The following is a 24,983-nucleotide window of genomic DNA, read 5'->3' as shown; positions in this document are numbered from 1 at the left end:
ACCTGATTCACATGCTCCACTTCCTGTTGCGCCGCGGACTGGCCACCGCGCCCGTGCTCCTGATCGTGGCCGTCATCGTCTTCCTGCTGCTGCGCATGACGCCCGGCGACCCCGCGGCGGCCATTGCCGGCGACGCGGCCAGTGCGCAGGACATCGCACGCATCCGCGCCCAGCTGGGCCTGGACGCATCGATCGTGACGCAGTTCGTGCACTGGCTCGGCCAGGTGCTGCGCGGCGACCTCGGCTACTCGTTCTTCTACCGGATGCGCGTGACCGACCTGATCGGCCAGCGCCTGGAACCCACGCTCTCGGTGGCGGCGGTGACGGTGGTGCTCACGGTGCTGATCGCCGTGCCGCTGGGCGTGCTCGCGGCCTCGCGGCGCGGCGGCCGGCTCGACCGCTTCATCATGGGCGCCTCGGTGCTCGGCTTCTCGGTGCCGGTGTTCGTGGCCGGCTACGTGATGATCTGGCTGTTCTCGATGCAGCTCGGCTGGCTGCCCTCGCAGGGCTACCAGCGCATCGGCGACGGCGTGGGCCCGTGGCTGCGCCACCTCGCACTGCCCTGCGTCACGCTGGCCGTGATGTACGCGGCGCTCATCGCGCGGGTCACGCGCGCGGCGGTGTCGGAGGCGCTCACCGAAGACTACGTGCGCACCGCGCGCGCCAAGGGCATCGCCGAGTGGCGCATGCTGCTGCGCCACGCGCTGGCCAACGCGGCCGTACCGATCGCCACCGTCATCGGCCTGAGCGTGGCGGGCCTGATCGGCGGCGTGGTGGTCACCGAGACGATCTACGCGATCCCCGGCCTGGGCCAGCTCACGGTGGACGCCGTGCTCTCGCGCGACTACCCGCTGATCCAGGCGATCACCCTCTTCTTCTCGCTCGTGTACGTGGTGGTCAACCTGCTGGTGGACCTGAGCTACCTGCTGCTCGATCCGCGCATCCGGTACTGACCTTCCTTCGAAAGCCCCGCCATGACTTCGATCTCCCTGCGCGACGACGCGCCTGCCTCTGCCGCGGTTCCTCCCGCCGCACCCCGGGCCCCGGCCCGCTCGCTGCTGCGCCGCCTGCTCGCCAACGGCGGCGTGCGCATCGGCGGCGTCCTGCTGGCCGCGATGCTGCTGCTGGCAGTGGCCGCGCCCTGGCTCGGCACCATCGACCCGAACGCGATGGACCCCGCGAACTCGCACCTGCCGCCCGGCGCGCGTGCCGAGTTCACCACGCTGGCGGGCGACAGCTTCGATCGCTTCTTCCCGCTGGGCACCGACAGCATGGGCCGCGACCTGTGGAGCCGCACGGCCTACGGCGCGCGCATCTCGCTGTCGGTGGGCGTGGCGGTGGCGCTGGGCTCGGTCGCGTTCGGCCTCGTGGTGGGCATGGTGGCGGGCTACTTCCGGCGCCTGGACGGCGTGATCATGCGGGTGATGGACGGGATGATGGCCATCCCCGGCATCCTGTTCGCGATCGTGCTGGTGGCCGTGTGGCGGCCCAGCCTGCTCACGGTGATCCTGGCCATCGTGGTGCCCGAGACGCCGCGCGTGGCGCGGCTGGTGCGCTCGGTGGTGCTGTCGGTGCGCGAAGAGCCGTATGTGGAAGCGGCCGTTGCGCTCGACACGCCGACCTGGAAGCTGATGCTGCGCCACATCCTGCCCAACACGGTGGCGCCGCTGATCGTGCAGGGCACCTTCATCTGCGCGGCGGCGATGCTGGTGGAGGCCGTGATGTCGTTCCTGGGCATCGGCCTGCCGTCCGAGGTGCCGACCTGGGGGAACATCATGTCCGAAGGCCGCACGCACTTCACCTCGCACCCCTCGACCGTGCTGCTGCCCGGCCTCTTCCTGGCGCTCACGGTGCTGGCCGTGAACATGCTCGGCGACGGCCTGCGCGACGCACTCGATCCCAAGTTCAAGGCACGCGGAGGCTGAGCATGACATCCACCCCTTCCACAACGTCCGCCGCGCCCTGCCTCGTGGTGCGCGACCTCGCCATCGACCTGCCCGCCGGCGCCGACCGCGCGCACGCGGTGCACGGCATCTCGTTCGACGTCATGCCCGGCCAGGTCGTGTGCCTGCTGGGCGAATCGGGCTCCGGCAAGTCGGTCATCGCGCAGGCCGCGATGGGCCTGCTGCCCACATCGCTGCGACCCTCGTCCGGGCGCATCGAGGTGCAGGGCGAGGACGTGCTCGCGGCCAGCCCGGCGCGGCTGCGCGCCCTGCGCGGCGCGCGCATGGCGATGGTGTTCCAGGAGCCGATGACCGCGCTCAACCCGGTGATGCGCTGCGGCGCGCAGGTCGACGAGATCCTGGCCGAGCACACGACGCTGGGCGCCGCCGCGCGCCGCGCGCGCGTGCTGGCCATCTTCGAGCGCGTGCGGCTGCCCGAGCCCCAGCGCATCTACGACGCCTACCCGCACCAGCTCTCGGGCGGGCAGCGCCAGCGCATCGTGATCGCCATCGCGCTGATCCTGCGCCCGGCCCTGCTGATCTGCGACGAGCCCACCACCGCGCTCGACGTGACCACGCAGGCCGAGATCCTCGCGCTCATCCGCGAGATGCAGCAGGAGAACGGCACGGCCGTGCTGTTCATCACGCACGACTTCGGCGTGGTGGCGGACATCGCCGACCAGGTGGTGGTGCTGCAGCTGGGCCGGCAGGTCGAGAGCGGCCCGAAGGACGACGTGCTGCGCCGCCCGAAGGAGGCCTACACGCGCATGCTGCTCGACGCCGTGCCGCGGCTGGCGCCCGTGCTGCGCGCGCCCATCGACGCCCAGGCGCCGCTGCTCGATGCGCGCGGCGTGGGCAAGGTCTACCGCACGGGCAGCTGGCCCGGCAAGCGCCGCACGGTGCATGCGGCGGCCGACGTGTCGCTGAAGCTGCATGCGGGCGAGACCGTCGGCATCGTGGGCGAATCGGGCTCGGGCAAGTCGACCGTGGCGCGCTGCATCGCGCGGCTGATCGAGCCGACCGACGGCGACATCCGCGTGCCGGGCATCGAGGGCTCGCGCGGCGCGCAGCGCTCGGCGTTCCGGCGCATGGTGCAGGTCGTGTTCCAGGACCCGAACCGCTCGCTCAACCCGCGCCGCACGGTGGGCCAGTCGATCGTCGAGGGGCCGGTGAATTTCGGCGTGCCGCACGCCCGGGCCTGGCAGCGCGCCGAGGAGCTGATGGCGCTGGTGCGGCTGCAGCCCGAGGTGCTGCACCGCTACCCGAGCGAGTTCTCGGGCGGCCAGCGCCAGCGGCTGTGCATTGCACGCGCGCTGGCCTGCGAGCCGCGCGTGCTGATCGCCGACGAAGCCGTGTCGGCGCTCGACGTGTCGGTGCAGGACCAGATATTGAAGCTGCTCGCGGAGATCCAGCAGCGGCTGTCGATCGGCATCCTGTTCATCACCCACGACCTGCGCGTGGCCAGCCAGATCTGCGACCGCCTGATCGTGATGCACAAGGGCCGCATCGTCGAGCAAGGCAGCGCGCACGACGTGCTGCTGTCGCCGCGCGAGGCCTACACGCGCACGCTGCTGGCCGCGGCGCCGGGCCAGGGCTATGCGTTCGGGGGCGGCTGAACGGCGCCCTCTTCCCCTCTTTCAACCCACCTTCATCCCACCACCCCAAGAAGAAACGAAGACATGACCACACCCCTGTACGAACTCAGTGCCCTCCAGTTGCTCGAACGCTACCGTGACCGCGCCTTGTCGCCGGTCGAGGTGACGCAGGCCGTGCTTGCGCGCATCGAGCGCTGGGAGCCACACATCCACGCCACCTACGGGCTGGACGCCGAGGCCGCACTCGCATCGGCGCGCGCCTCCGAGGCACGCTGGGCCCAGGGCAAGCCGCAAGGCGATCTCGACGGCGTGCCGGTCACGCTGAAGGAGAACATCGCCACGCGCGGCACGCCCACGCCGATCGGCAGCGCGGCCACCGTGCTGGCGCCCGCCGCGGCCGACGCCCCCGCCGCTGCACGCCTGCGCGAAGCCGGCGCGGTGATCGTGACCAAGACGACGATGCCCGACTTCGGCTTCCTCGGCGCAGCGCCGTCGAGCTTCCACGCGCTCACGCGCAACCCGTGGGACCTGGGCCGCAACACCGGCGGCTCGAGCTCGGGCGCCGGCGCCGCCGCCGCCGCGGGCTACGGCCCGCTGCACCTGGGCACCGACATCGGCGGCTCGGTGCGCATTCCGGCCAGCTTCTGCGGCGTGTTCGGCCTCAAGCCCAGCCAGGGCCGCATCCCGGTCGACCCGCCCGCTGCGGCGCGCGTGATCGGCCCCATGACGCGCACCGTGGCCGACGCCGCGCTCTTGATGCAGGTGGTGACGCGCCCCGACGCGCGCGACTACATGAGCCTGCCGCCGAACGACTTCGCGTGGCAGCGGCTCGAACGCAATGTGAAGGGCCTGCGCATCGGCCTGTGGACCGAGACCATGGGCGGCTGGCCCATCGATGCGGAAGTGAAAGAGGCGGTGCTGGCCGCGGCGCGCCTGTTCGAGCAGGCCGGCGCCATCGTCGAGCCGCTGGCCGACTGGACCACGCTCGACATGCGCATGGGCATGGCCCACTTCTTCACCATGCGCTGCCGCGTCGACCTGGCCGCGATGGCGCCGGAGCGCGCCAAGCTCGCGGCCGGCTACATCCACCAGGCGGCCGAGTTCGCCGCCTCGCTCACGCCCGAAGACACCTTCCGCGCCTTCACGCGCATGCAGGCGCTGCGCGCGGCCACCGTGGCGGCCACGCAGCCCTTCGACTACGTGCTGTCGCCGGTGTCGCCGGTGCTGCCCTTCGCGGCGGACGCGATCAACAGCGGCTCGGAAAACCTGCTGAAGGACTCGCACTTCACGTCGGTGTTCAACCAGTCGGAACAACCGGCCGCCTCGATCAACTGCGGCCACGCGAAAAATGGCCTGCCGATCGGCCTACAGATCGCGGGGCGCCGCTTCGACGACCTGGGTGTGCTGCAGATGGCGCGCTTCTACGAATCGGTGCGTCCGGCACAGGCGCGCTGGCCTGAACCGGCCTGACCGGGCTGGGTCAGGCGAATCAGTCCGGCGCGTTCATCACGCGGTCGAACTCTTCGTCGGCCGGCACGTTGTCGGCATCGAGCTCGCTGGCATCGGTGAGGTCGATGCCCGTTTCGTCCGACAGGTCGTCGGACGCATCGGCTTCGAGTTCGTCGAAGTCGTCGGCAGGCGTGCTGTCGTCATCGTCGTCTTCGGACGACGAGGCGGAGCGCGCGGTGGCATCGGCTTGGGGCGTCATGATCGAATTCCTCGGCAGATGAGTAAACGGCCCTCTATGGTGCGCCTGTTTTGCCCCTTGCGGTGGATCGCCGGGCTGACGTCGGTGTCGGAAAGTTTCCCGTCTCCCGAGGCCGCTCACACGCGTCGTCGTCAGTCCTTGTGGACGTGGCCGTGCTCGCCGTGTCCTTCATCGTGGCCGTGTTCGTGGCCATGCTCGCCGTGCGCCAACCGGCTCACGAGCGTGACCAGCAGGATGCCCGCCGCCAGCCACGCGATCTGCGCCGCGGTCTGGCGCGCGGGCAGGCGCTTCTGCAGCTGCGGAATCAGGTCGGCCAGCGCCACGTAGACGAAGCTGCTGCCCGCCAGCACCAGGAAGTACGGCAGCCAGCCATGCAGCTGGTCGACCAGCCACCAGCCCGCAATGCCGCCGAGCATGGTCATCGTGCCCGCGAGCGACACCTTCACCAGCGCGGCGCGCGAATTGGCCGAGCTCTGGCGCAGCACGACGAGGTCGCCGATGTGGTGCGGCACTTCGTGCGCGAGCACGGCCAGCGCGGCCACGAGGCCCAGGCGGATGTCGGCCACGAAGGCCGAGGCGATCAGGATGCCGTCGCCGAAGCAGTGCACGCTGTCGCCGGTGAGCACAGCCCAGCCGCCGCCGCCCGTGGGGGGTGCGTGGTGGTGATGAGCGTGCGAATGGTCGTGATGCTCATGGCCGTGGTGGTCGTGCGCGCCCTCTTTCGCCGGCGCGGCATCGCCATGGTGATGCTCGTGCCCGTGGTGCCACAGCTCGGCCTTGTCGAGCAAAAAGAAGAACACCAGCCCGAACAGCAGCACCGCGAACAGCAGCGCGGGTTCGATGCGGCTTTCGAAGGCCTCGGGCAGCAGGTGCATGAAGGCGGTGGCCAGCAGCGCGCCGGCCGCCAGGCTCAGCAGGTGCTGCGGGTTCACGCCGCCACCGCCGCTGCGCACGCCCACGCGCAGCAGCAGGGCCGCGAGCCAGACGCTTCCGATGCCGGCGACCAGGGTCGCCACGAGAATTACTATCAAATTCATAGCTGCTTGCGCAAGAGGGACGGCCGTTATGACCTTGTTCCGTTCATAAAAAGAGAAAGGCCGTCACTTCGGACGGCCTTCGGCGGCGGGTGGCTACGGGCGCCGTCTTCGGTCAGGCGACACCATTGGCTTTGAACCAGGCCGTGGCACGCTGCCAGCCGTCTTCCGCGGCGCTCTTGAGGTAGCTGGGGCGGTAGTCGGCGTGGAACGCGTGGCCTGCTTCGGGGTACACGACGAAGCTCGATGCCTTGGCCGCTGCAGTTCCAGTGGCCAGAGCAGCTTTCATCTTATCAACCGTGTCAAGGGGGATGCCCTGGTCTTTTCCGCCGTACAGGCCGAGCACCGGCGCCTGCAGGTTGGCGGCGATGTCGACGGGGTGTTTCGGCTGCAATTCGCTGGCCTGCCCGACCAGCCGGCCGTACCAGGCCACGCCGGCCTTGACCTTGCCGGTGGCCGCATACAGCCACACGATGCGCCCGCCCCAGCAGAAGCCGGTGATGCCGGCCTTGCTCGTGTCGCCGCCGTTGGCCTTGGCCCAGGCCAGCGCGCCGTCGAGGTCGGCCATGACCTGCGCGTCGGGCACCTTGGTGACGACCTCGGCCTGCAGCTTGGGAATGTCGGTGTAGCCGCGCGGATCGCCCTGGCGCGCATACAGCTCGGGCGCAATGGCCAGGTAGCCCAGCTCGGCGAAGCGGCGGCAGGTGTCGGCGATGTACTCGTGCACGCCGAAGATCTCCTGGATCACCAGCACCACGGGCAGCCCCGTCTTGCCGGCCGGCGCCGCGGCATAGGCGGGCACCCCGAAACCGTTGACGGTGTACTTGATGGGGCCGGCCTTCAGGCCATCGGCCGGGGTGGTGATGGCCGTCTGCGCGGCCACCGGCAGCACGGCGGCGGCGTAGCCGACACCGAGGGCGGCCTTGAGCGCGGTGCGGCGCGTGGCCCCCTGCTCGGTGCTGTCGCCGGGGCGCAGCGAATCGAATTCGGAACGGTTGTCGTCGAAGGAGGTCATGCAAGGGCTCCGGTTGAATCGTCTGACAAGGGGGTGTGGCGTAGAAAAACGCACGCCGCAATGTAGGCGAAATCGGGCCGGGCCGTGTGACCCGGCGGTAAAGCAGCCGGGCTGTGCTGGGCTCGCGCTAGGTGCCGTAAGCCCGCCGTGCCAGCGCCTCGGCCAGCACCTGGGCCGGATCGACGAGGCGCAGCCCCGCCACCGCGGCCGAGCCCTGCAGGCCCAGCGGCACCTCGGTGCAGCCCATGATGATCGTGACCGGGCCGTGCCGTTCGGCCAGCCGCAGCGCGACCTCGGAGAAACAGCGTTCGGCCAGCGGCAGGTTGCCGGCCTTCACGCCGTCGAAGATGCCGCGCATGATGGTCTGGCGCTCGTCGGCCGACGGCACATGGCAGCCCAGGCCGGCCTCGGCCAGTGCCTGCTCGTACAGCCGCACGCGGTAGGTGCCTTCGGTGGCCATCAGCGCCACCTCGCTCGCGCCCTGCGCGGCCAGGTGCTGCGCGGTCTCGCGCGCCATGTGCAGCAGCTCGACCTGCGGAAAGCGCTCCTGCAGGTTGGCATGCCACGCATGCGCGGTGTTGCAGGCGATGGCCACGGCGCGGCTGCCCAGCGCGGCCAGCCGGCCCAGCGCCTGCAGCATCGGTTCGAGCGGCTGGTGCGCGCCCTGCGCGTCGGAGGCCAGCGCACCGGTGCGGTCGGGCACCGGCACCTGCGCCAGCCAGTGCTCGGGAAAGGACTGGTCGCGCACCGGCTCGCCACGCGCACGCATCTGCTGCGCGCAGGCCTGCACGAAGAGCCGGACGAAGTCGGCGCCCGCCGCGGGGCCCATGCCCCCGAGGATGCCGACGACCTGTGTGGCTGCGACCATGTCTTTTCTCTTGCCTTCGATCAGGTGGCCGGCTTGTCGCTGAAGGCCTTGAGGTTCTCTTTCAGCTGGTCGCTCATCGGCAGGTTCAGCGGCACGTTCTTCGGCGGGATCGGCTGCATGAACCACTTGGTGTAGAGCTTCTCGAACTCGCCGCTCTTCATCATCGCGGTGAAGGTGTCGTCCACCAGCTTCTTGAAGGCCGGGTCGTCCTTGGGCAGCATGCAGGCGTAGGGCTCGACCTGCAGCGACTCGCCCACCACTTCGTAGTCGGCCGGGTTCTTCGAGTTGGCGATGAGGCCGAACAGCAGGATGTCGTCCATGGCGAAGGCCACGGCGCGGTCGCTCTCGACCAGCAGGAACGCGTCGGCGTGGTCCTTGCCGAGCACGATGTTCATGTCGAGGTTCTTCTCGGTGTTGTACTTGCGCATGACCAGCGCGTTGGTGGTGCCGGTGGTGCTGGCCACGGTCTTCTTGGCGAGGTCGGCGTAGTCCTTGATCTTGGAAGACTTCTTCGTCAAGAGGCGCGTGCCCGTGTAGAAGTGGTTCACCGCAAAGGCCACGTCCTTGCCGCGCGCGGTGTTGTTGGTGGTGGAGCCGCACTCCAGGTCGATGGTGCCGTTGGTAATCAGCGGGATGCGGTTCTGCGAGGTGACCGCCATCAGCGAGACCTGCAGATTGGGCTTGTTCAACTTCTTCTTCACCGCCTCGACCACGGCGTTGGAGAGTTCCACCGAGAACCCGATCGGCTTGTTGGGGCCGTCCAGGTAGCTGAAGGGCACCGACGACTCGCGGTAGGCGAGCGAGATCTTGCCGGACTCGGCGATCTTGGCGAGCGTGTCGGCAGCCTGCGCGGCCGGTGCAGTGAAGAGGACCGCGGCAGCCAGGGACGCCATCAAAACGGAGAGTTTCATTCGAGCCTTCATCGGTTGGATTGAACAGACAGCCAGTGTAAGAAGGAGTGACACATCGGGACAATTCCAATTAACCCCGGGGTCATGCCCAAAGGTTATGGGCTGGGTTCTTTTGGCATTTCCGGGCACGGCGAGGGGCCTCTACAGTCGCACGCTGTCTCTTCTGTTCCCTTTCTTCTTCACTTCCGGAAAGTTGCCTCCATGCATGTGTGCGTGCTCGGCGCCGGCATCGTGGGCCTGGCGACCGCCTGGCAACTCGAGCGCCAGGGCCACCAGGTCACGGTGATCGACCGCGCGGCGCCCGGCGCGGGCGCCAGCGGCGGCAACGGCGCGCAGCTGAGCTACTCGTACGTGCAGCCGCTGGCCGATCCGTCGATCTGGACGCAGCTGCCCAAGCTGCTGTTCTCCCCCACCTCGCCGCTGAAGCTGCGCCCGCAACTCGATCCGCTGCAATGGCGCTGGGGCCTGGCCTTCCTGGCCGCGTGCAACGCCGCGACCTCGCGCGACACCACCGCGCAGTTGCTCGCACTGGCGGCCGCGAGCCGCACCGGCTTCGAGGCCATGCAGGCCGACATCGCGCCCGACTGCGATTTCTCCGCCACCGGCAAGCTGGTGATCTATGCCAGCGCCGCCTCGCTGGCCGGTGCGCGCGCGCAGGTCGAACTGCAGCGCACCCTGGGCAGCGAGCAGCGCATCGTCACGCCCGACGAGTGCGTGGCCATCGAGCCCGCGCTCGCGGACTACCGCGGCCAGATGGCGGGTGCGGTCCACACGCCGAGCGAGTGCGCGGCCGACTGCCTCAAGGTGTGCGCCGAGCTGATGCGCGCACTGAGCACGCGCGGCGTGCGCTTCCTGCTTGGTACCGACGTGCACGGCTTCGCGCGCAGCGAAGGTCGCGTGGTGGCGGTGCAGACCAATGAAGGCGACATCGAAGCCGATGCCTTCGTGATGGCGCTGGGCTCGGCCTCGCACAAGTTGGGTCGCGCGCTCGGTGCCTACCTGCCGGTGTACCCGCTCAAGGGCTACAGCATCACGGTCGACGTCGACCCCGCCCCCGGTGCGGCACCCCGCGTGAACGTGACCGACAGCGCGCGCAAGGTCGTCTTCGCGCGCATCGGCTCGCGCCTGCGCGTGGCGGGCATGGCCGAGCTCGTGGGGCACGACGCGAGCATTCCGGCCACGCGCATCGAGACGCTGGCCGACGCCACGCGCACCGTGTTCCCGCGCGCCAGCCGCCTGGCCGAACTGCACCCCTGGACCGGCATGCGCCCGGCCACGCCGAAGGGCCTGCCGATCATCGGGCGGCTGCCGCACGCGCCGTCGAACATGCTCTTCAACACCGGCCACGGCGCGCTGGGTTTCACGCTGGCCTTCGGCTCGGCGCAGCGGATCGCGCAGGCGCTGGACGCGGCCCCGTCGCGCTTCTGAGCTTGCGGCCCAGGCGCCGCCAGCCGATCACCACGCCGGTCAGGCTCAGCAGCGCACCGCCCGCACTGAGCGCGACCAGCAGCACGTCCCACAGCGGACGGTGCGCGAGCAGCGGAAGCCAGTCCCAACTGTGCAGCATCGCGAACAGCCAGCGGCTCCACCGGCGCGTGCTGTCGCTGCGGCCGAGCATGGCGCCGGTCTGCGGATCGACATGGACCCAGGTGGCGTGCGTGTCGGCGAACACCACGCGCCAGACGGGCAACGGCTTCTCGCTGCCGCCAGTCATGGTGTGCGCTTCGCGCGTGTAGTAGTGGCTGTCGTAGGCGGTGAGCACGTCGATGCGCGCGACCGGGTCGGGCAGCAGTTGCGCGACGGCGGTGCGCAGCGCCGCGGGTTCGATCTGCCGAGGCTGCGCGCTGGCCGCATCGCGCACCAGCGGCCGGCCGCCGGCGGTGCTGGCCAGCACCAGCGTCTGCCCCGCCGCGCGCACCCAGCGCAGTTCGCGGATGTCGCCACGCGTGGAAGCCAGCAATGCAGCGGGCGTCGCCTCGCCCATGCCTACAACGAGCGGCCCGCCCTGCATCGCCGCCATGCGCAATGCCGGCGCGCCGCTGTCGAACACGCGCCAAGGGTTCATCGACATCAGCCCGCTGAAGATCCACGTCAGCGTGACGAGCGCGAACAGCAGCCCGCTGATGTGATGCCAACGCATCATGAAGCCCTGGTATGGCGAGTGCGAGCCGCTCTTGTAGGTGCGCCGGAAGCGCCAGCGCATCACGCCCACCACGGTGCCGGTGAGCGTGACGGCGATGCCGACGATCGACAACCAGTTGACGATGTCGGCCCAGTAGCGGTCCAGGCCCGTGCCGCGCAGCGGGTACAGCCAATGAATCCATGCGCCGGCGTAGTTCCACAGCCGCTCGGTGCGCGGTGCGTCGCGCACCACTTCGCCGGTGCGGCCCGAGATGTACAGCCGCGTGGCCTGCGCATCGGCCAGGTCGACCACATGCAGCGGGCGGTGCGCGTCGAGCCCGCGCGAATGGGTGAAGGCGTCTTCGTCGATGGTGCCCCGGTACTGGAGCACCATGCCCTCGCCCCCATAGGCCTGCGCACTCACGAGCGCGCGGGCGCGGTCGACCTGGCGCAGCACGGCGCCGGTCTGGGCATCGACGACGACCACGCCGCGCCCCGGCGGTGATCGGCGCGCACCGGGTTCGGCCGCGCTCGCCGGCACCGCGAGGTAAACCACCTGCCCTCCGCTGGCCACGGCCAGCCGCAAGTCTTGCAGCGGCCCCGCGATACCGGCCGCATCGAGCGCCTGCCGCGGCCCCAGCAAGGGTGCCTTCGCATCGAGCGGCGGCAGGTGCTGCAAACGCTCGACCTCGGTGAGCTTGGGGTAGCCCACGTACATCATCACCACGCCCGAGACGAACCACATCGCGAAGAAGGCGCAGACGACCACGCCCAGCCAGCGGTGGATCAGGAACAACCAGCGTTTGGCATGCATGGCGGAGCTCCCTGGGTTCAGAAGCTCACGCGCACCGACACGTCGGCCGTGCGCGGCGCGCCGAGGTAGGCGAAGCCGGCACCGACGTTCGCGGCGTACACGCGGTCGGTCGCGTTGCGCACGCGGCCCACCAGCGTGACGTTGCGGTTCACCTGCCAGCTCAGCCCGAGGTCGAGCAGCGTGTAGCCGGGCCAGTGCATCGTGTTGGCCGCATCGGCGTACACCTTGCCCACATGCCGCACGCCCGCCGTGGCCTGCAGGCGCGGCGTGATGGCGTACGACACCCAGAGGTTCGCGACCACCGCCGGCGTGTTGGTCGGCGTGCGGCCCGCGAGCGACACGCCGCCCTGGCGGAACTGCTCGTAGCGCGCATCGACGTAGGTGAGGTTGCCCTGCAGCGACCACTGCGGCGTGGGCTGCAGCCCGAGCGCCAGCTCCACGCCCTTGGACGACTGCTCGCCCACGAGCACCGTGAGCGCGCTGTTGCTCGGATCTTGCGTCGCGATGTTCTTGCGGCGGATGCTGTAGGCCGCGAGCGTGGCCGTGCCCTTGCCCTGCCAGAAGTCGAGCTTGGTGCCGACCTCGACCTGCCGGCCGGTGGTGAGCTCGCTGTTGTTGCGCACGTCGGCGAACGAGGCGGTCGAGAGCACGCCCGAGGGTGGATCGGCCGCCGTGGCGTACTGCGCGTACAGGTTGGCGCCGGGCGCGAAGTCCCACACCAGGCCGATGCGGCCGGTGGTGGGCCGATAGCCGCGATGGAAGGTGGCCGGGTTCGCCGCGTCCACGGTGCGACGGTTGACCAGGTCGAGGTCGATGCGCTCGTGGCGCAGCGCCGTCACGAGGTGCAGCGACGGCTGCAGCGCGGTGCGGTTCTCCAGGTACAGCGCGGTGGTCCGCACCTTGTTGTCGCGGTCGGGACGGAAGCCCGGCGTCATGCCCGGCACTTCGAAGAAGCGCTCGGTGGCAAAGACGTACGGGTTCACCGTGCTCACGGTGCCGGGCAGGCTATTGGGGAAGCGCGTCTGCCGGTTCACGCTGAAGTCCAGCCCGAAGGACCAGTCGCTCTTGAGCCCGCCGAGCTGCCCCTTGTAGAGACCTTCGACACGGTTGCCCCACACGTCCTGGTCGTGCCGCTGCAGCAAGGCGCCCGAGCGGATGACGGCCGTGTTGCGTGCGTTGTAGCGGTAGTTCTCGACGTTGCGGTAGTCGCGCAGCGCGTCGTAGGCGTAGAAGGTGTTCTTGAACTGCAGCGCGTCGCTGGCCTGCCACTCGGTGACCGAGCGCAGCCACTGCACGCGCTGCGCATAGAGGCCGTCGGCGCTGTTGTAGTTCTTGAAGCGCGTGCCGCGGTCGATGCGCATCTCGCCGCCCGCCGGGTTCAGCACCGGCGTGCCCCAGTAGGGTCGCGTCACGTCTTCGTCCTGGTATTCGTAGGCCAGCGTGTGCTTCAGGCCGCCGCCGAAGTCCGACAGCAGCGAGGCCGCGAGCTGCGTCGATTGGCTCTTGGTGCCGTCGGTCCAGCCGTGGGCGTCGCGGTGGTTCACGTCGATGCGCGCGTAGTGGCTGCCCGCGCCGCCGTCGCCGGCGATGCGGCGGTTCAATCCGAACGAAGCCTCTTTCAGGTTCTGCGTGCCCAGGCGCAGCTGCGCCTCGGCGAAGTCGCTGCGCTCGGGCGCCTTGGTGATGTAGTTGATCGACCCGCCCAGCGCGCCCGAGCCGAACAGGAAGCTCGACGGACCGCCGATGGCCTCGACGCGGTCGTAGATCCAGCTGTCGACCGGGCGCGCCGCGATCGAGTACTGCAGGTTGATGCCGTTGAACAGCTGCGCGATCGAGCCGCTGCCGAAGCCCCGGTAGCTCACGCCGACGTTGCCGGGCGCGTCGTGCGCAGTCACGCCGGGCACGGCGCGCAGCGCCTCCTGCGTGTTCTGCGCGCCGCGCGCGTCGAGCACCGCGCGGTTCACCACCGTGACGGAAGCCGGCGTCTCGCGCGGCGTGAGGCCCAGGCGGCTCGCGGTGTCGGCGGGCGTGTCGAGGTCGAGCCGGCCGTTGGGGCGCGGGGCGTCGTCGGCGACTTCGATCAAAGGCAGCGAAGACACGGTGGTCTGGGCTTGGACAGGCGCGCTGACTGCGCCGAACAAGGCGAGCAGCCCCAAAGCGGGGGCATGGGAAAGGGTGGGCATGGCATCTCTCTTGCGACGACGCTGGCGAAAACAAATGGAGCGCAGCGCCGGCCGCACAACGACCGGGAACGCACCGCGCGGCCCGTTCAGGCGGCGTCAGGTGCAGGAACGACGAAGCTCAGGAGAGATGCGTGGGCGGCCCGCGCGCCGGCAGCGGCGAGGCCGTGGCTGCCGCGAGGCGGGCAGCGGGAATCGGTTGCAGCGCGCGGCCCAGCGGCAGCGGCGTGGGCAGCGTCACCTGCACGGTGGCGGGCGGCGGGCCGGAGACCATGCACAGCGGGCAGTCCATGGCCGCCATGCCGACTTCGGTGGCGCCGTCGTCGCCCTGCACGATGAGCTTGACGGTGCCGGCGGCGGAACACACCAGCTCCATCGCCTGCGGGTTCACGAGCGGCGACGCGCCCGCGACCAGCAGCGACGCCATGAACCACGCCAGCACCAGGCGGTGCATTGCGCAGAAGGTTCGAAGGGCGTGCATGGGCGCGGATTATGGCGCGAGGCGAATGCCCCGCATCTTTCTCAGGCGGTCTGCTCGATCGCTTCGCGCATGCAGCGCGTGATGCCGCGCACGGCCACCGAGTCGGGCCGGCCTGCGAAGCGCAGCGCGCGCACCGGCACCGGAATGTGCGGCTCCAGCGTCAGCACGTCGACCTTGGCACGGTCGGCCGAGCGCGCCGTGCAGCCGTCGACCAGCGCCACGCCCAGCCCGTGGTGCGCCATGGCCAGCGCCGCGTGGTAGGTCTGCACCGTGACCACGGCCTGCTGGAAGCCCACGCCCGCCTGCCGGCAGGCCTGGCTCAGGCTGGTGCCGACCGGGTCGCGGCCGTCCAGGCCGATCACCGGGCGGTCGATGAGGTCGTGCAGCGCCACCGAGCCGTTGCGCACCAGCGCGCGCGGCAGCATGCCCTTGGGCGCGACGCACACCATGCGGCTGTCGGCGAGCGTCTCCTGCGTGAGCGAGGGATGCACCGCGGGGCTGAAGGCGAAGCCAACATCGGCCTCCTGCAGCAGCAGCGCCGACATGATCTGCGGCGAGTGCAGCGACTCGACCGTGATCGCATAGCCCGGGTGCATCTCGCGGAAGGCCTTGAGCGCGCGCGGCAGGATTTCGTAGCTCAGCGCGAGCACGCTGAGGATGCGCAGCTCGCCGGTGTCGTTGCCCGCGCGCAGGTTCGCCGCCAGCCGCTGCACCTCGTCGAGCTGCGCGAACAGCCGCTCGATGTGCGGGTACAGCGTGAGCGCCTCGGTGGTCGGCGTGAGCCGCCCCTTGGCGCGCTGGAACAGCGGAAAGCCCAGCTGCAGCTCGGCATGCTGCAGCGTGCGGCTCACGGCCGGCTGCGTGATGTTGATGAGCCGCGCGGCCGCGCTCACGCTGCCCGCGAGCATGATCGCGTTGAAGACCTCGATGTGGCGCAGCCGCATGGCCGACAGCGGTCGGTGGCGGTCAGCGAACGGTGGTCTTGCCCGTCGCGATGTCCATCACCATGCGCACGCCCAGATAAAGGCGCGGTTCGATCGAATCGATCAGCACGTACTCCGCGTCGGCCGTGTGTGCGCCGAAGCCCTGCAGGCCGAAGCGCTCGATGACCGGCGCCTTGGTCTTGAGCGAGGCGAACGCCGCGTCGGTGCCGCCACCGGCGGCCTTGTCGTCGGCGCCCAGCGGGCGGCCCAGCTCGTCCTTGTAGATGGCCTGCGCATGCTTGGCCAGCGCGCGCGACGCGTCGGTGGCCTCAAGCGGCGGACGGCGGCGTTCGAACTTCAGCTCGACCTTGGCCTCGGGCACCAGCTGCTTCTTCACGCGCTCGTTCACCTGCTGCTCGATGCGGTCGTAGTCGGCCACCTTGAGCACGCGCACGTCGGCGCCCGCGGTGGCGCTGGCGGGGATCACGTTGCGGTTGGTGCCCGACTTGGAGATGGTCCAGTTCATCTTCAGGCCCGTGGACGGGTCGGACAGATCGCGCATCTGCAGGATCTGATGCGACAGCTCGTACAGCGCGTTCACGCCCAGTTCGGGCGCGGAGCCCGCGTGCGAGGCCTTGCCCGCCACGTTCAGCGTGACCGAGGCAATGCCCGCGGTGGCCAGCGAGAGCTTGTCGTCCTTGATCGATGCACCCTCGAACGACAGCACCGCATCGTGCTCACCGCCGAGCTTGGTGAGCAGCGCGCGCGAACCGGGCGAGCTGATTTCCTCGTCGCCGTTGATCAGCACGGTGAGTGTGCCGTAGTCCTTGAACTTCAGCGCCTGCAGCATCGACACCAGGTGCGTGATGACGGCCACGCCCTGCTTGTCGTCGGCAATGCCCAGGCCGTAGGCCTTGTCGCCGTCGACGCGGAACGGCTGCTTGTTGAGCATGCCCACGGTGTAGACCGTGTCCATGTGTGCGATGAGCATGATCTTCTTGGTGCCCGTGCCCTTGAAGGTGGCGCGCACCACGCGGCCGATTTTTTCGGGCGTGTCTTCCATGCGGTAGGCGTCGGCGCTCGGGTCGATGAGCTCGACCTCGCCGCCCAGTGCCTTGAACTTGGCGGCGATGAGGTCGGAGATTTTCTCGAGGCCTTCGATGTCGCGGCTGCCCGACTCGATGGAGACCAGCTCCTTCAGCGTCTCGAGCAGGGCGGGCTTTTCCTTGGCGGCCAGCGCGGCGATGCGGGCATCAGGGGCAGCGGAAGCGGTGCCGAGGAAGGCCGCGCAGACGGCGGCGAGCAGGAAGGTGCGGGGCTGGAGTTTCATGGAGGTGCTTCTTCTTTCTTCGGGATGTCTCGTTGGGTCGTGCGAACGTGGATCAGTGGGCCTTGTCCCAGTTGGGACCGACGCCGATCTCGGCGAGCAGCGGCACCTTGAGCGCCGCCACGCCGGCCATCAGGCGCGGGATTTCGGTGCGCACCCATTCGACCTCGGCCTCGGGCACTTCGAACACCAGTTCGTCGTGCACCTGCATGATCATTCGGGTGGCGCGCTTTTCTTCGTCAAGCACGTTCTGTACCTTGACCATGCTGAGCTTGATGAGGTCGGCCGCCGTGCCCTGCATCGGCGCGTTGATGGCCTGGCGCTCGGCCGCCTTCTTGCGGGGGCCGTTGCCGCCGTTGATCTCGCTCAGGTAGAGGCGCCGGCCGAACACGGTCTCGACATAGCCCTTGTCGCGCGCGAACTCCACGATCTGGTCCATGTAGGTCTTCACGCCCGGGTAGCGCGCAAAGTAGCGATCGATGTACGAGGCCGCGGCCTTGGTCTCGATGCCCAGGTTCTTCGCCAGGCCGAAGCTGCTCATGCCGTAGATGAGCCCGAAGTTGATGACCTTGGCATAGCGGCGCTGCTCGCTCGACACCTGGTCGGGCGTGGTGCCGAACACCTCGGCAGCCGTGGCGCGGTGCACGTCGACACCGTCGGTGAAGGCACGCAGCAGCGATTCGTCGCCGCTGATGTGGGCCATGATGCGCAGCTCGATCTGCGAGTAGTCGGCGCTGGCGATCACGCTGCCCGCCGGTGCCACGAAGGCCTCGCGCACGCGGCGGCCTTCGGGCGTGCGGATCGGGATGTTCTGCAGGTTGGGGTCGTTGCTGCTCAGGCGACCCGTGACGGCCACCGCCTGCGCGTAGTGCGTGTGCACGCGGCCGGTGCGCGGGTTGGCCAGCTGGCCGAGCTTGTCGGTGTAGGTGCCCTTGAGCTTCGAGAGGCCGCGGTGCTCGAGGATCTTGGCGGGCAGCGGATAGTCTTCCGCCAGCTTCTCGAGCACTTCTTCGTCGGTGCTGGGCGCGCCGCTCGGCGTCTTCTTGACCACGGGCAGGCCCAGCTTGGTGAAGAAGATTTCGCCGATCTGCTTGGGCGAACCGAGGTTGAAGGGCTGCCCCGCGATGTCGTAGGCCTCCTGCTCCAGCGCCATGATGCGCGTGCCCAGGTCGTGGCTCTGCGCGGCCAGCGTGGGCGCGTCGATCAGCACGCCGTTGCGCTCGATGCGGTACAGCGCCTCGCTCGAATCCATTTCGAGCTGGTAGATGTATGCCAGCTTCTCTTCCTTCTGCAGCAGGGGCCACAGCGCGTGGTGCACGTCGAGCGTCTGGTCGCTGTCCTCGCACGAGTATTCGGCGGCCTTGGCGATGTCGACCTGGCTGAAGGAGATCTGGTGCGCGCCCTTGCCGCACAGGTCTTCGTACGAGATGCCGCTGCGCCCCAGGTGGCGCTCGGCCAGGGACGAGAGGCCGTGCGGCTTGTTCACTTCGAGCACGTAGCTTTGCAGCATGGTGTCGTGCGCGTAGCCCTGCACCTCGATGCCGTGGTTGGCGAACACGTGGCGGTCGTACTTGATGTGCTGGCCGAGCTTTTTCTTGTCGGCGTTCTCGAGCCAGGGCTTGAGTTTGGCGAGCACCTCGTCAATGGGCAGCTGCGCGGGCGCGTCGGGGTAGTTGTGCGTGAGCGGAATGTAGGCCGCTTCGCCCGGCGTGACGCTGAAGCTGATGCCCACGATCTGCGCGACCATTTCGTCCAGCGAGGTGGTCTCGGTGTCGATGGCGGTGAGTTCGGCGGCCTCGAGTTTGGCGAGCCAGGCGTCGAACTGCGCCCATTCCATGATGGTGTCGTACTTGAGGTTGCTCGCGGGCGCGGCGGCCTCTTGCGCGTCCAGCTCGGAAGGCTCATCGAACAGGCCGCCCTGGTCGCGGTCGGCCTTGGCGGCGGCCTTTTTCTTCGCGTTCTCTTCGATCAGCTCGGGCGGTACTTCCTGCGCTTCGAGCGACTTGACCAGGCTCTTGAAACCGAACTTCTCGTAGAAGGGCTTCAGCTCGGCCGTCTGCGGCGCGCCGACGGGCAGGCCTTCGAGCGAGGGCAGGCCCTCGACAAAACCGTTCAGGTCGCAGTCGGTGCGGATGGTGACGAGGCGTTTGCTCAGCGGCAGCTTGTCGAGCGCCTGGCGCAGGTTTTCGCCGGCGGCGCCCTTCACTTCGGCGGCGCGTTCGACCAGTGCATCGAGCGAGCCGTATTCGAGCAGCCATTTGGCCGCTGTCTTGGGGCCGACCTTGGGCACGCCGGGCACGTTGTCGACCGTGTCGCCGATGAGCGTCTGGTAGTCGACCATGAGGCTGGGCGGCACGCCGAACTCGGCCGTCACGCCGGCGATGTCGCGCTTCTTGCCGTTCATCGTGTCGATGATGGTGATGTGCTCGTCGACCAGCTGGCTCAGGTCCTTGTCACCGCTGGAGACGATCACCTCGACGCCCTGCGCGGCCGCCACCTTGGCGAGCGTGCCGATCACGTCGTCAGCCTCGACCTCGGGCACGGTAATCACCGGCCAACCGAGCAGCCTGACCACTTCGTGGATGGGGTCGATCTGGCTGCGCAGGTCGTCGGGCATCGGCGAGCGGTTGGCCTTGTACTCGGGGTACCAGTCGTCGCGGAAGGTCTTGCCGGGGGCGTCGAAGATGCAGGCCGCGTAGTCGGCGCGCACCTCGCGGCGCAGCGCGGTCATCATGTTGATCATGCCCCGGATCGCCCCGGTGGCCGGGCTCTTGGGGTCGCCGGGCACGGCGCGCAGATCGGGCATCGCGTGGAAGGCCCGGTACAGGTAGCTCGAGCCATCGACGAGCAGCAGCGTTTTCTTGTCGGTCATCGGGGCATTTTGCCGTGCCCGGACCGGCGTCCGGAACGACACCAGGGTCGGCTGGCGGCCGACACGCCGCCAGCGGGTGCACGCCTACAATCCGTGCATGCCTAGCTCCCCACTCCTGGTCGCCCGCCGCATCCTGCTGGCGCTGGCTTTCGCCACCCCCGTTGCCGCCCTCGCGCAGGCGCCGGCCGCGCCCGCCGCCAAGCCGGCCCCGGCGGAACCGCTACAAAATCAGGAGCAGGCCGACGGCCGGCGCAACCAGAAGGTCGAGCACATCCACACGGAAGACAGCGGCGCCTCGGTCGACGAGGTGCGCTACGGCGGCCGCACGCAGAGCATCAACGTCAAGCCCAAGTCGAACATGCCCGGTTACGAAGTGCTGCCCAACGACGGCGGCAGCGCCCGCCCCGGCACGACCGGCGACGCGAACAGCGGCGGCAACGGCCCGCGTGTCTGGAACGTGCTGAAGTTCTGACCGTGACGTCGTCGTTCTCCTTCCCGGCAACCCTCTTTTCTCCCGCAGCCGCCGTCCGGCGCTGAGCATCGCCATGGCAGTTTTTACCGAAGTCCAGTTCGGCGAGGCAGACGCGCTCGTCCAGCGCCTTGGCATGGGCGCCCTGCGCGAGCTGCGCGGCATCGAGGGCGGCATCGAGAACACCAACTACTTCGCCACCACCGAGTCGGGCGAATTCGTGCTGACGCTGTTCGAGCGCCTGAGCGCCGAGCAGCTGCCGTACTACCTTTGCCTCATGAAGCACCTGGCCGGTGCTGGCCTGCCGGTGCCCGCGCCCGTGGCCGACCCGGCCGTGGCGCCGCCGACCGGCCATGCGCTGTCGATCCCCGCACAGGCGCCCTGCGAGCTGCTGCACCGCGTGGCCGGCAAGCCCGCGGCGCTGGTACAGAAGCTGTCGGGCCGCAGCGAGCTGGCCCCCACGGCCGCCCACTGCGCCGAACTGGGCGCCATGCTGGCCCGCATGCACCTGGCCGGGCGCGACTACCCGCGCATCCAGCCGAACCTGCGCGGCCTGCCCTGGTGGAACGAGACCGCCCCGGTGGTGCTGCCCCACATGGACGAGGCGCAGGCTGCGCTGCTGCGCGCCGAGCTGGCCTACCAGAACCATGTCGCCGAATCGTCGGCCTACGCGGCGCTGCCGCGCGGTCCGGTGCATGCCGACATGTTCCGCGACAACGTGATGTTCGCGACCGGCGGCGAGCCCGATGCGTCGCCGCGCCTCACCGGCGTGTTCGACTTCTACTTCGCCGGCACCGACACCTGGCTGTTCGACCTGGCCGTGTGCCTGAACGACTGGGCCATCGACCTGGCCAGCGGCCGGCACGACGCCGCCCGCGCCGACGCCCTGCTCGCCGCGTATGAGAGCGTGCGCAGGCTGAACGCCTCCGAGCGCGCCCTGCTGCCCGCGATGCTGCGCGCCGCCGCGCTGCGCTTCTGGATCTCGCGCCTGTGGGACTTCCACCTGCCGCGCGAGGCCAGCATGCTCAAGCCCCACGACCCGACGCACTTCGAGCGCGTGCTGCGCGAGCGCGCCACCCACCCGCACGCCATCGCCCACGTCTTAGAGCCGGCGCTGGCAGCCTAAAGAAGGTGTGACCGAACCCGCCATGCCCGCTCATCCCGCCCAGACACACCCACTCTGCGTTGCAAATGCTCGCCATAGCCCAAGCTATGGCTGCGCTTTGCGCCTTGATTGGGCGCGTCTGGGCGGCCTGCTCGGCCACGCCGGATTCATTCACACCTTCTGACCCCCCACATGAAACTCCACCTCGTGCCGGCGCGCACCGGCTTCGACTGGGTCCGCCTCGGACTCAAGACCTTCTGGCGCCAGCCGCTGGCCTTCATCTCGCTGTTCTTCCTGCTGATGGCGATGATCTCGACGGTGTCGATGCTGCCGCTGCTCGGCAGCGTGCTCGCGCCGATCCTGCTGCCCTTCATGACGCTGGGCCTGATGGTCGCGACCTCGGTGGCCGCGACCGACAACGCCGACGGCCTGGGCAATGCGGGCGACCTGGGCCGCCCCACGGGCTCGGCCATGTTCATCGCGGTGTTCGACGCCATGCGCACCGAATGGCGCTCGCTGGTGGTGCTGGGCGTGATCTCGGCCGTGTACTTCGTGCTGGCCGTCACGCTGACGGCACTGGTCGACGGCGGCCAGCTCATGCGCGCCTACCTGTTCGACGAGGCGGTGACGCCCGAGGTCATGAAGAGCAGCGAGTTCCTCACGGCGCGCACGCTGCTGATGTGCCTGAACCTGCCGCTGTCGCTGGCCATGTGGCATGCGCCCGCGCTGGTGCACTGGCACCGCGTGGAGCCGGTGAAGAGCGTCTTCTTCAGCATCGTCGCGCTGTTCCGCAACTTCGGCGCCTACGCGCTGTTCGGCCTGGCGTGGTTCGGCGTGTTCATGCTCGCGGGCATCGCCATCGGCCTGCTCGCCACCGTGCTGATCGGCGTCGGCGCCATGGGCTCCGACGGCGCAGCGCTGGCGATCGGCAACATCCTGATGATCGGCACCGCGCTGGTGCTGGCGGCCATGTCGCTGGCCTCGACCTGGTTCACCTTCCGGGACAGCTTCGACGCGAACTGAAGTCGGCATCGCCCGCTGCCCTTTCGGGCAAGCGGGACCGCCGGACTCAGACCGGCGTGAGCTTCGCCACCGACAGCGCCAGCCACTTCACGCCGTGGCGCGCGAACTTCACCTGCGCCCGCGCATCGTCGCCGGTGCCTTCCAGCGCGGTCACCGTGCCCTCGCCGAACTTGTTGTGGAACACCTGCATGCCTGAGCGCAGGCCGTGCGACGGCGCGGTCTTCTGCGGCGGCACGGGCGGGCTGGCGAAGGTGTCCTTGCTCGCGCTGCCACCGCCTCCACCGTAGCGGTTGCCACCGCCGCCGCCGCCGCCGCCACCGTAGCCACCGGCACCGCCGCGCGTGCTGCCGTAGCCGCCGCCATAGCCGAAGGCCGAGGGCGCAAAGCCCTGGTTCTTCGGCGTGAGCCACTTGAGCGCGCCCTCCGGCAGCTCGTCGAAGAAGCGGCTCTTGACGTTGTAGCGGGTCTGGCCGTGCAGCATGCGCGTCTGCGAATGGCTCAGGTACAGGCGCTTGCGGGCGCGCGTGATCGCCACGTACATCAGGCGGCGTTCTTCCTCGAGGCTCTCGAAATCGCTCATCGAGTTCTCGTGCGGGAACAGGCCCTCTTCCATGCCGGTGATGAACACGCAGTCGAACTCCAGGCCCTTGGCGGCATGCACGGTCATGAGCTGCACCGCGTCCTGCCCGGCCTGCGCCTGGTTGTCGCCCGACTCGAGGGCCGCGTGCGTCAGGAAGGCCGCGAGCGGGCTGAGGGTTTCGCCCGTTTCTGCATCGGGCGCCAGCGGCTCGTCGAGCACCGGCCGGCTGGGGTCGAGCCCCTGGCTGGCGGGCGACTGGCGCAGTTCGTCGACCGGCAGCGCCACGGCGTCGCGGCCGAAGCCTTCCTGCGTGACGAAGCTTTCGGCCGCGTTGACGAGTTCGTCCAAGTTCTCGATGCGGTCGGCGCCTTCGCGGTCGGCCTTGTAGTGTTCGACGAGGCCGCTGTGGTCGAGCACCAGCTCGATGATCTCGCGCAGGCTCACACCCTGGGTCTGCTCGCGCAGCACGTCGATCTTGGCGACGAAGGCCGTGAGGTTCGAGCCGGCCTTGCCGCCGACCGCGCTCACCGCGTCGTGCAGCGAGCGCCCGGCGGCGCGCGCCGCGTCCTGCAGGCTTTCGAGCGTGCGTGCGCCGATGCCGCGCGGCGGGAAGTTGACGACGCGCAGGAAGCTGGTGTCGTCGTCCTTGTTCTCGAGCAGGCGCAGGTAGGCCAGCGCATGCTTGATTTCGGCGCGCTCGAAGAAGCGCAAGCCGCCGTACACGCGGTACGGCACCGAGGCATTGAACAGCGCCGTTTCGATCACCCGGCTCTGCGCATTGCTGCGGTAGAGCACGGCCATTTCCTTGCGGTCGAAGCCGTCGCGCGCCAGCTGGCGCATTTCCTCGACCATCCACTGCGCCTCGGCGAGGTCGGTGGGCGACTCGTACACGCGCACGGGCTCGCCTGGCCCCTGATCGGTGCGCAGGTTCTTGCCCAGGCGCTTCTTGTTGTGGCTGATGAGCTCGTTGGCCGAATCGAGGATGTTGCTGTAGCTGCGGTAGTTCTGCTCCAGGACGATCTGGCGGCGCACGTCGAACTCGCGCACGAAGTCGGTCATGTTGCCCACGCGCGCGCCGCGGAAGGCGTAGATGCTCTGGTCGTCGTCGCCCACGGCGATCACGCTGTTGTGCTCGCCCGGCGTGAAGTGGCCGCCGATCGCCGTGTGGCCCGCGAGCATCTTCAGCCACGCGTATTGCAGGCGGTTGGTGTCCTGGAACTCGTCGACCAGGATGTGGCGGAAGCGCCGCTGGTAATGCTCGCGCACGGGCTCGTTGTCGCGCAGCAGCTCGTAGCTGCGCAGCATCAGCTCGCCGAAGTCGACCACGCCTTCGCGCTGGCACTGCTCTTCGTACAGCTGGTAGAGCTCGACCTTCTTGCGGTCGTCGTCGCTGCGGGCCTCGATGTCGCCGGGGCGCAGGCCGTCTTCCTTGGCGCCGGCGATGAACCACTGCGTCTGCTTGGCCGGAAAGCGCTCGTCGTCGACGTTGAACTGCTTCATCAGGCGCTTGATGGCCGAGAGCTGGTCCTGCGTGTCGAGGATCTGGAAGGTCGAGGGCAGGTTGGCCAGCTTCCAATGCGCACGCAGCAGGCGGTTGCACAGGCCGTGGAAGGTGCCGATCCACATGCCGCGCACGTTCACCGGCAGCATCGCGGTCAGCCGCGTCATCATTTCCTTGGCGGCCTTGTTGGTGAAGGTGACGGCCAGGATGCCGCCGGCGGACACCTGCCCCGTCTGCAGCAGCCAGGCGATGCGGGTGGTGAGCACCCGCGTCTTGCCAGAGCCGGCACCGGCAAGGATGAGGGCATTGCCCGCGGGCAGCGTGACGGCAGCAAGCTGCTCGGCGTTGAGGTTGTTCAGCAACGGCGAGGCAGGGCCGCCCGTATCGGCTGCGGACGCGCCGGAAAACAGGTCGTGAGGGAGCATGGGTGCCATTGTAGAAAGCTGCCCCGCCCCGGGCCCCGCCGGACGCGCTTGCCCCTGCGGGCATGACCTGGATCAAGGCCGGGCCTGC

General features: G+C 69.3%; 20 protein-coding genes. 8 read left to right on the top strand and 12 right to left on the bottom strand.

All coding sequences use genetic code 11. The features are described 5' to 3' along the window. Positions 1 to 11 precede the first annotated feature (11 nt). The 4 genes from AC07OX_RS09020 to AC07OX_RS09005 all read left to right on the top strand — a co-directional run bounded on the left by AC07OX_RS09020 (position 12) and on the right by AC07OX_RS09005 (position 5,008). Positions 12 to 953 carry an ABC transporter permease gene (locus AC07OX_RS09020; RefSeq protein ID WP_062468895.1) on the top strand — a complete coding sequence of 314 codons (942 nt, stop codon included), beginning with the start codon at positions 12 to 14 and terminating at the stop codon, positions 951 to 953. 21 nt (positions 954 to 974) lie between these two features. Next, the gene (locus AC07OX_RS09015; RefSeq protein WP_070061793.1) at positions 975 to 1,925 is read left to right on the top strand and encodes an ABC transporter permease; all 951 of its coding nucleotides are present in this window, start codon (positions 975 to 977) and stop codon (positions 1,923 to 1,925) included. 2 nt (positions 1,926 to 1,927) lie between these two features. Further along, positions 1,928 to 3,559 carry a dipeptide ABC transporter ATP-binding protein gene (locus tag AC07OX_RS09010; RefSeq protein WP_495260576.1) on the top strand — a complete coding sequence of 544 codons (1,632 nt, stop codon included), beginning with the start codon at positions 1,928 to 1,930 and terminating at the stop codon, positions 3,557 to 3,559. Between the two features lie 63 nt (positions 3,560 to 3,622). Continuing rightward, positions 3,623 to 5,008, top strand: a complete 1,386-nt coding sequence (locus AC07OX_RS09005; RefSeq protein ID WP_495260577.1) for an amidase — start codon at positions 3,623 to 3,625, stop codon at positions 5,006 to 5,008. Positions 5,009 to 5,027: 19 nt separating this feature from the next. Here the strand turns inward: AC07OX_RS09005 and AC07OX_RS09000 are convergent, their stop codons facing one another. The 5 genes from AC07OX_RS09000 to AC07OX_RS08980 all read right to left on the bottom strand — a co-directional run bounded on the left by AC07OX_RS09000 (position 5,028) and on the right by AC07OX_RS08980 (position 9,074). After that, a complete protein-coding gene (locus tag AC07OX_RS09000) occupies positions 5,028 to 5,246 on the bottom strand; it encodes a hypothetical protein (protein ID WP_062468907.1) in 219 nt (72 codons plus the stop codon). 131 nt (positions 5,247 to 5,377) lie between these two features. Then, a complete protein-coding gene (locus tag AC07OX_RS08995; RefSeq protein WP_495260578.1) occupies positions 5,378 to 6,283 on the bottom strand; it encodes a ZIP family metal transporter in 906 nt (301 codons plus the stop codon). A 112-nt stretch (positions 6,284 to 6,395) separates the two neighbouring features. After that, on the bottom strand, positions 6,396 to 7,295 hold the full coding sequence (locus tag AC07OX_RS08990; protein ID WP_495260579.1) for a dienelactone hydrolase family protein: 900 nt from the start codon (positions 7,293 to 7,295) through the stop codon (positions 6,396 to 6,398). Positions 7,296 to 7,422: 127 nt separating this feature from the next. Further along, on the bottom strand, positions 7,423 to 8,163 hold the full coding sequence (locus AC07OX_RS08985) for an aspartate/glutamate racemase family protein (protein WP_307584776.1): 741 nt from the start codon (positions 8,161 to 8,163) through the stop codon (positions 7,423 to 7,425). Positions 8,164 to 8,183: 20 nt separating this feature from the next. Next, on the bottom strand, positions 8,184 to 9,074 hold the full coding sequence (locus AC07OX_RS08980; protein WP_062468917.1) for a transporter substrate-binding domain-containing protein: 891 nt from the start codon (positions 9,072 to 9,074) through the stop codon (positions 8,184 to 8,186). 201 nt (positions 9,075 to 9,275) lie between these two features. Between AC07OX_RS08980 and AC07OX_RS08975 the strand changes: the two genes are divergently transcribed. Next, a complete protein-coding gene (locus AC07OX_RS08975; protein ID WP_495260580.1) occupies positions 9,276 to 10,502 on the top strand; it encodes a D-amino acid dehydrogenase in 1,227 nt (408 codons plus the stop codon). Here AC07OX_RS08975 and AC07OX_RS08970 read toward each other — a convergent pair. From AC07OX_RS08970 to polA, 6 genes are all read right to left on the bottom strand, one after another. After that, entirely contained in the window at positions 10,435 to 12,009 is a 1,575-nt protein-coding gene (locus AC07OX_RS08970) for a PepSY domain-containing protein (RefSeq protein WP_495260581.1), read from the bottom strand. The genes AC07OX_RS08975 and AC07OX_RS08970 overlap by 68 nt on opposite strands. A 17-nt stretch (positions 12,010 to 12,026) precedes the next feature. Beyond that, entirely contained in the window at positions 12,027 to 14,192 is a 2,166-nt protein-coding gene (locus AC07OX_RS08965) for a TonB-dependent receptor (RefSeq protein ID WP_495260582.1), read from the bottom strand. Between the two features lie 118 nt (positions 14,193 to 14,310). Next, the gene (locus AC07OX_RS08960; RefSeq protein WP_495260583.1) at positions 14,311 to 14,670 is read right to left on the bottom strand and encodes a hypothetical protein; all 360 of its coding nucleotides are present in this window, start codon (positions 14,668 to 14,670) and stop codon (positions 14,311 to 14,313) included. Positions 14,671 to 14,711: 41 nt separating this feature from the next. Further along, on the bottom strand, positions 14,712 to 15,614 hold the full coding sequence (locus tag AC07OX_RS08955) for a LysR family transcriptional regulator (RefSeq protein ID WP_062468929.1): 903 nt from the start codon (positions 15,612 to 15,614) through the stop codon (positions 14,712 to 14,714). A 22-nt stretch (positions 15,615 to 15,636) separates the two neighbouring features. After that, a complete protein-coding gene (locus AC07OX_RS08950) occupies positions 15,637 to 16,923 on the bottom strand; it encodes a M20/M25/M40 family metallo-hydrolase (protein ID WP_095744265.1) in 1,287 nt (428 codons plus the stop codon). A gap of 52 nt (positions 16,924 to 16,975) precedes the next feature. Beyond that, entirely contained in the window at positions 16,976 to 19,792 is a 2,817-nt protein-coding gene (gene polA / locus AC07OX_RS08945; RefSeq protein ID WP_495260584.1) for a DNA polymerase I, read from the bottom strand. Between the two features lie 97 nt (positions 19,793 to 19,889). Between polA and AC07OX_RS08940 the strand changes: the two genes are divergently transcribed. From AC07OX_RS08940 to AC07OX_RS08930, 3 genes are all read left to right on the top strand, one after another. Beyond that, complete coding sequence (locus AC07OX_RS08940; protein WP_062468938.1) at positions 19,890 to 20,264, top strand: hypothetical protein; 375 nt, start codon at positions 19,890 to 19,892, stop codon at positions 20,262 to 20,264. A 73-nt stretch (positions 20,265 to 20,337) separates the two neighbouring features. Beyond that, positions 20,338 to 21,387 carry a homoserine kinase gene (locus AC07OX_RS08935; protein ID WP_495260585.1) on the top strand — a complete coding sequence of 350 codons (1,050 nt, stop codon included), beginning with the start codon at positions 20,338 to 20,340 and terminating at the stop codon, positions 21,385 to 21,387. A 171-nt stretch (positions 21,388 to 21,558) separates the two neighbouring features. Further along, on the top strand, positions 21,559 to 22,389 hold the full coding sequence (locus AC07OX_RS08930) for a BPSS1780 family membrane protein (RefSeq protein ID WP_062468943.1): 831 nt from the start codon (positions 21,559 to 21,561) through the stop codon (positions 22,387 to 22,389). 46 nt (positions 22,390 to 22,435) lie between these two features. On the opposite strand, the gene AC07OX_RS08925 is transcribed toward AC07OX_RS08930, so the two are convergent. After that, positions 22,436 to 24,895 carry a UvrD-helicase domain-containing protein gene (locus AC07OX_RS08925; RefSeq protein ID WP_495260586.1) on the bottom strand — a complete coding sequence of 820 codons (2,460 nt, stop codon included), beginning with the start codon at positions 24,893 to 24,895 and terminating at the stop codon, positions 22,436 to 22,438. Positions 24,896 to 24,983 lie beyond the last annotated feature (88 nt).

The sequence above is a fragment of the Variovorax sp. GW821-FHT09D07 genome, assembly GCF_059416345.1.
Note: the sequence above shows the minus strand (reverse complement) of the source record. Positions and strands in the feature narration are given on the sequence as shown.

Coding starts and splice junctions, on each gene's coding strand:
- AC07OX_RS08925 (WP_495260586.1), bottom strand. CDS start 24,895: ATGCTCCCTCACGACCTGTTTTCCGGCGCGTCCGCAGCCGATACGGGC.
- AC07OX_RS08975 (WP_495260580.1), top strand. CDS start 9,276: ATGCATGTGTGCGTGCTCGGCGCCGGCATCGTGGGCCTGGCGACCGCC.
- AC07OX_RS08980 (WP_062468917.1), bottom strand. CDS start 9,074: ATGAAACTCTCCGTTTTGATGGCGTCCCTGGCTGCCGCGGTCCTCTTC.
- AC07OX_RS08995 (WP_495260578.1), bottom strand. CDS start 6,283: ATGAATTTGATAGTAATTCTCGTGGCGACCCTGGTCGCCGGCATCGGA.
- AC07OX_RS08990 (WP_495260579.1), bottom strand. CDS start 7,295: ATGACCTCCTTCGACGACAACCGTTCCGAATTCGATTCGCTGCGCCCC.
- AC07OX_RS08950 (WP_095744265.1), bottom strand. CDS start 16,923: ATGAAACTCCAGCCCCGCACCTTCCTGCTCGCCGCCGTCTGCGCGGCC.
- AC07OX_RS08935 (WP_495260585.1), top strand. CDS start 20,338: ATGGCAGTTTTTACCGAAGTCCAGTTCGGCGAGGCAGACGCGCTCGTC.
- polA (WP_495260584.1), bottom strand. CDS start 19,792: ATGACCGACAAGAAAACGCTGCTGCTCGTCGATGGCTCGAGCTACCTG.
- AC07OX_RS09005 (WP_495260577.1), top strand. CDS start 3,623: ATGACCACACCCCTGTACGAACTCAGTGCCCTCCAGTTGCTCGAACGC.
- AC07OX_RS08955 (WP_062468929.1), bottom strand. CDS start 15,614: ATGCGGCTGCGCCACATCGAGGTCTTCAACGCGATCATGCTCGCGGGC.
- AC07OX_RS09010 (WP_495260576.1), top strand. CDS start 1,928: ATGACATCCACCCCTTCCACAACGTCCGCCGCGCCCTGCCTCGTGGTG.
- AC07OX_RS08970 (WP_495260581.1), bottom strand. CDS start 12,009: ATGCATGCCAAACGCTGGTTGTTCCTGATCCACCGCTGGCTGGGCGTG.
- AC07OX_RS08930 (WP_062468943.1), top strand. CDS start 21,559: ATGAAACTCCACCTCGTGCCGGCGCGCACCGGCTTCGACTGGGTCCGC.
- AC07OX_RS09000 (WP_062468907.1), bottom strand. CDS start 5,246: ATGACGCCCCAAGCCGATGCCACCGCGCGCTCCGCCTCGTCGTCCGAA.
- AC07OX_RS08960 (WP_495260583.1), bottom strand. CDS start 14,670: ATGCACGCCCTTCGAACCTTCTGCGCAATGCACCGCCTGGTGCTGGCG.
- AC07OX_RS09020 (WP_062468895.1), top strand. CDS start 12: ATGCTCCACTTCCTGTTGCGCCGCGGACTGGCCACCGCGCCCGTGCTC.
- AC07OX_RS08965 (WP_495260582.1), bottom strand. CDS start 14,192: ATGCCCACCCTTTCCCATGCCCCCGCTTTGGGGCTGCTCGCCTTGTTC.
- AC07OX_RS08940 (WP_062468938.1), top strand. CDS start 19,890: ATGCCTAGCTCCCCACTCCTGGTCGCCCGCCGCATCCTGCTGGCGCTG.
- AC07OX_RS09015 (WP_070061793.1), top strand. CDS start 975: ATGACTTCGATCTCCCTGCGCGACGACGCGCCTGCCTCTGCCGCGGTT.
- AC07OX_RS08985 (WP_307584776.1), bottom strand. CDS start 8,163: ATGGTCGCAGCCACACAGGTCGTCGGCATCCTCGGGGGCATGGGCCCC.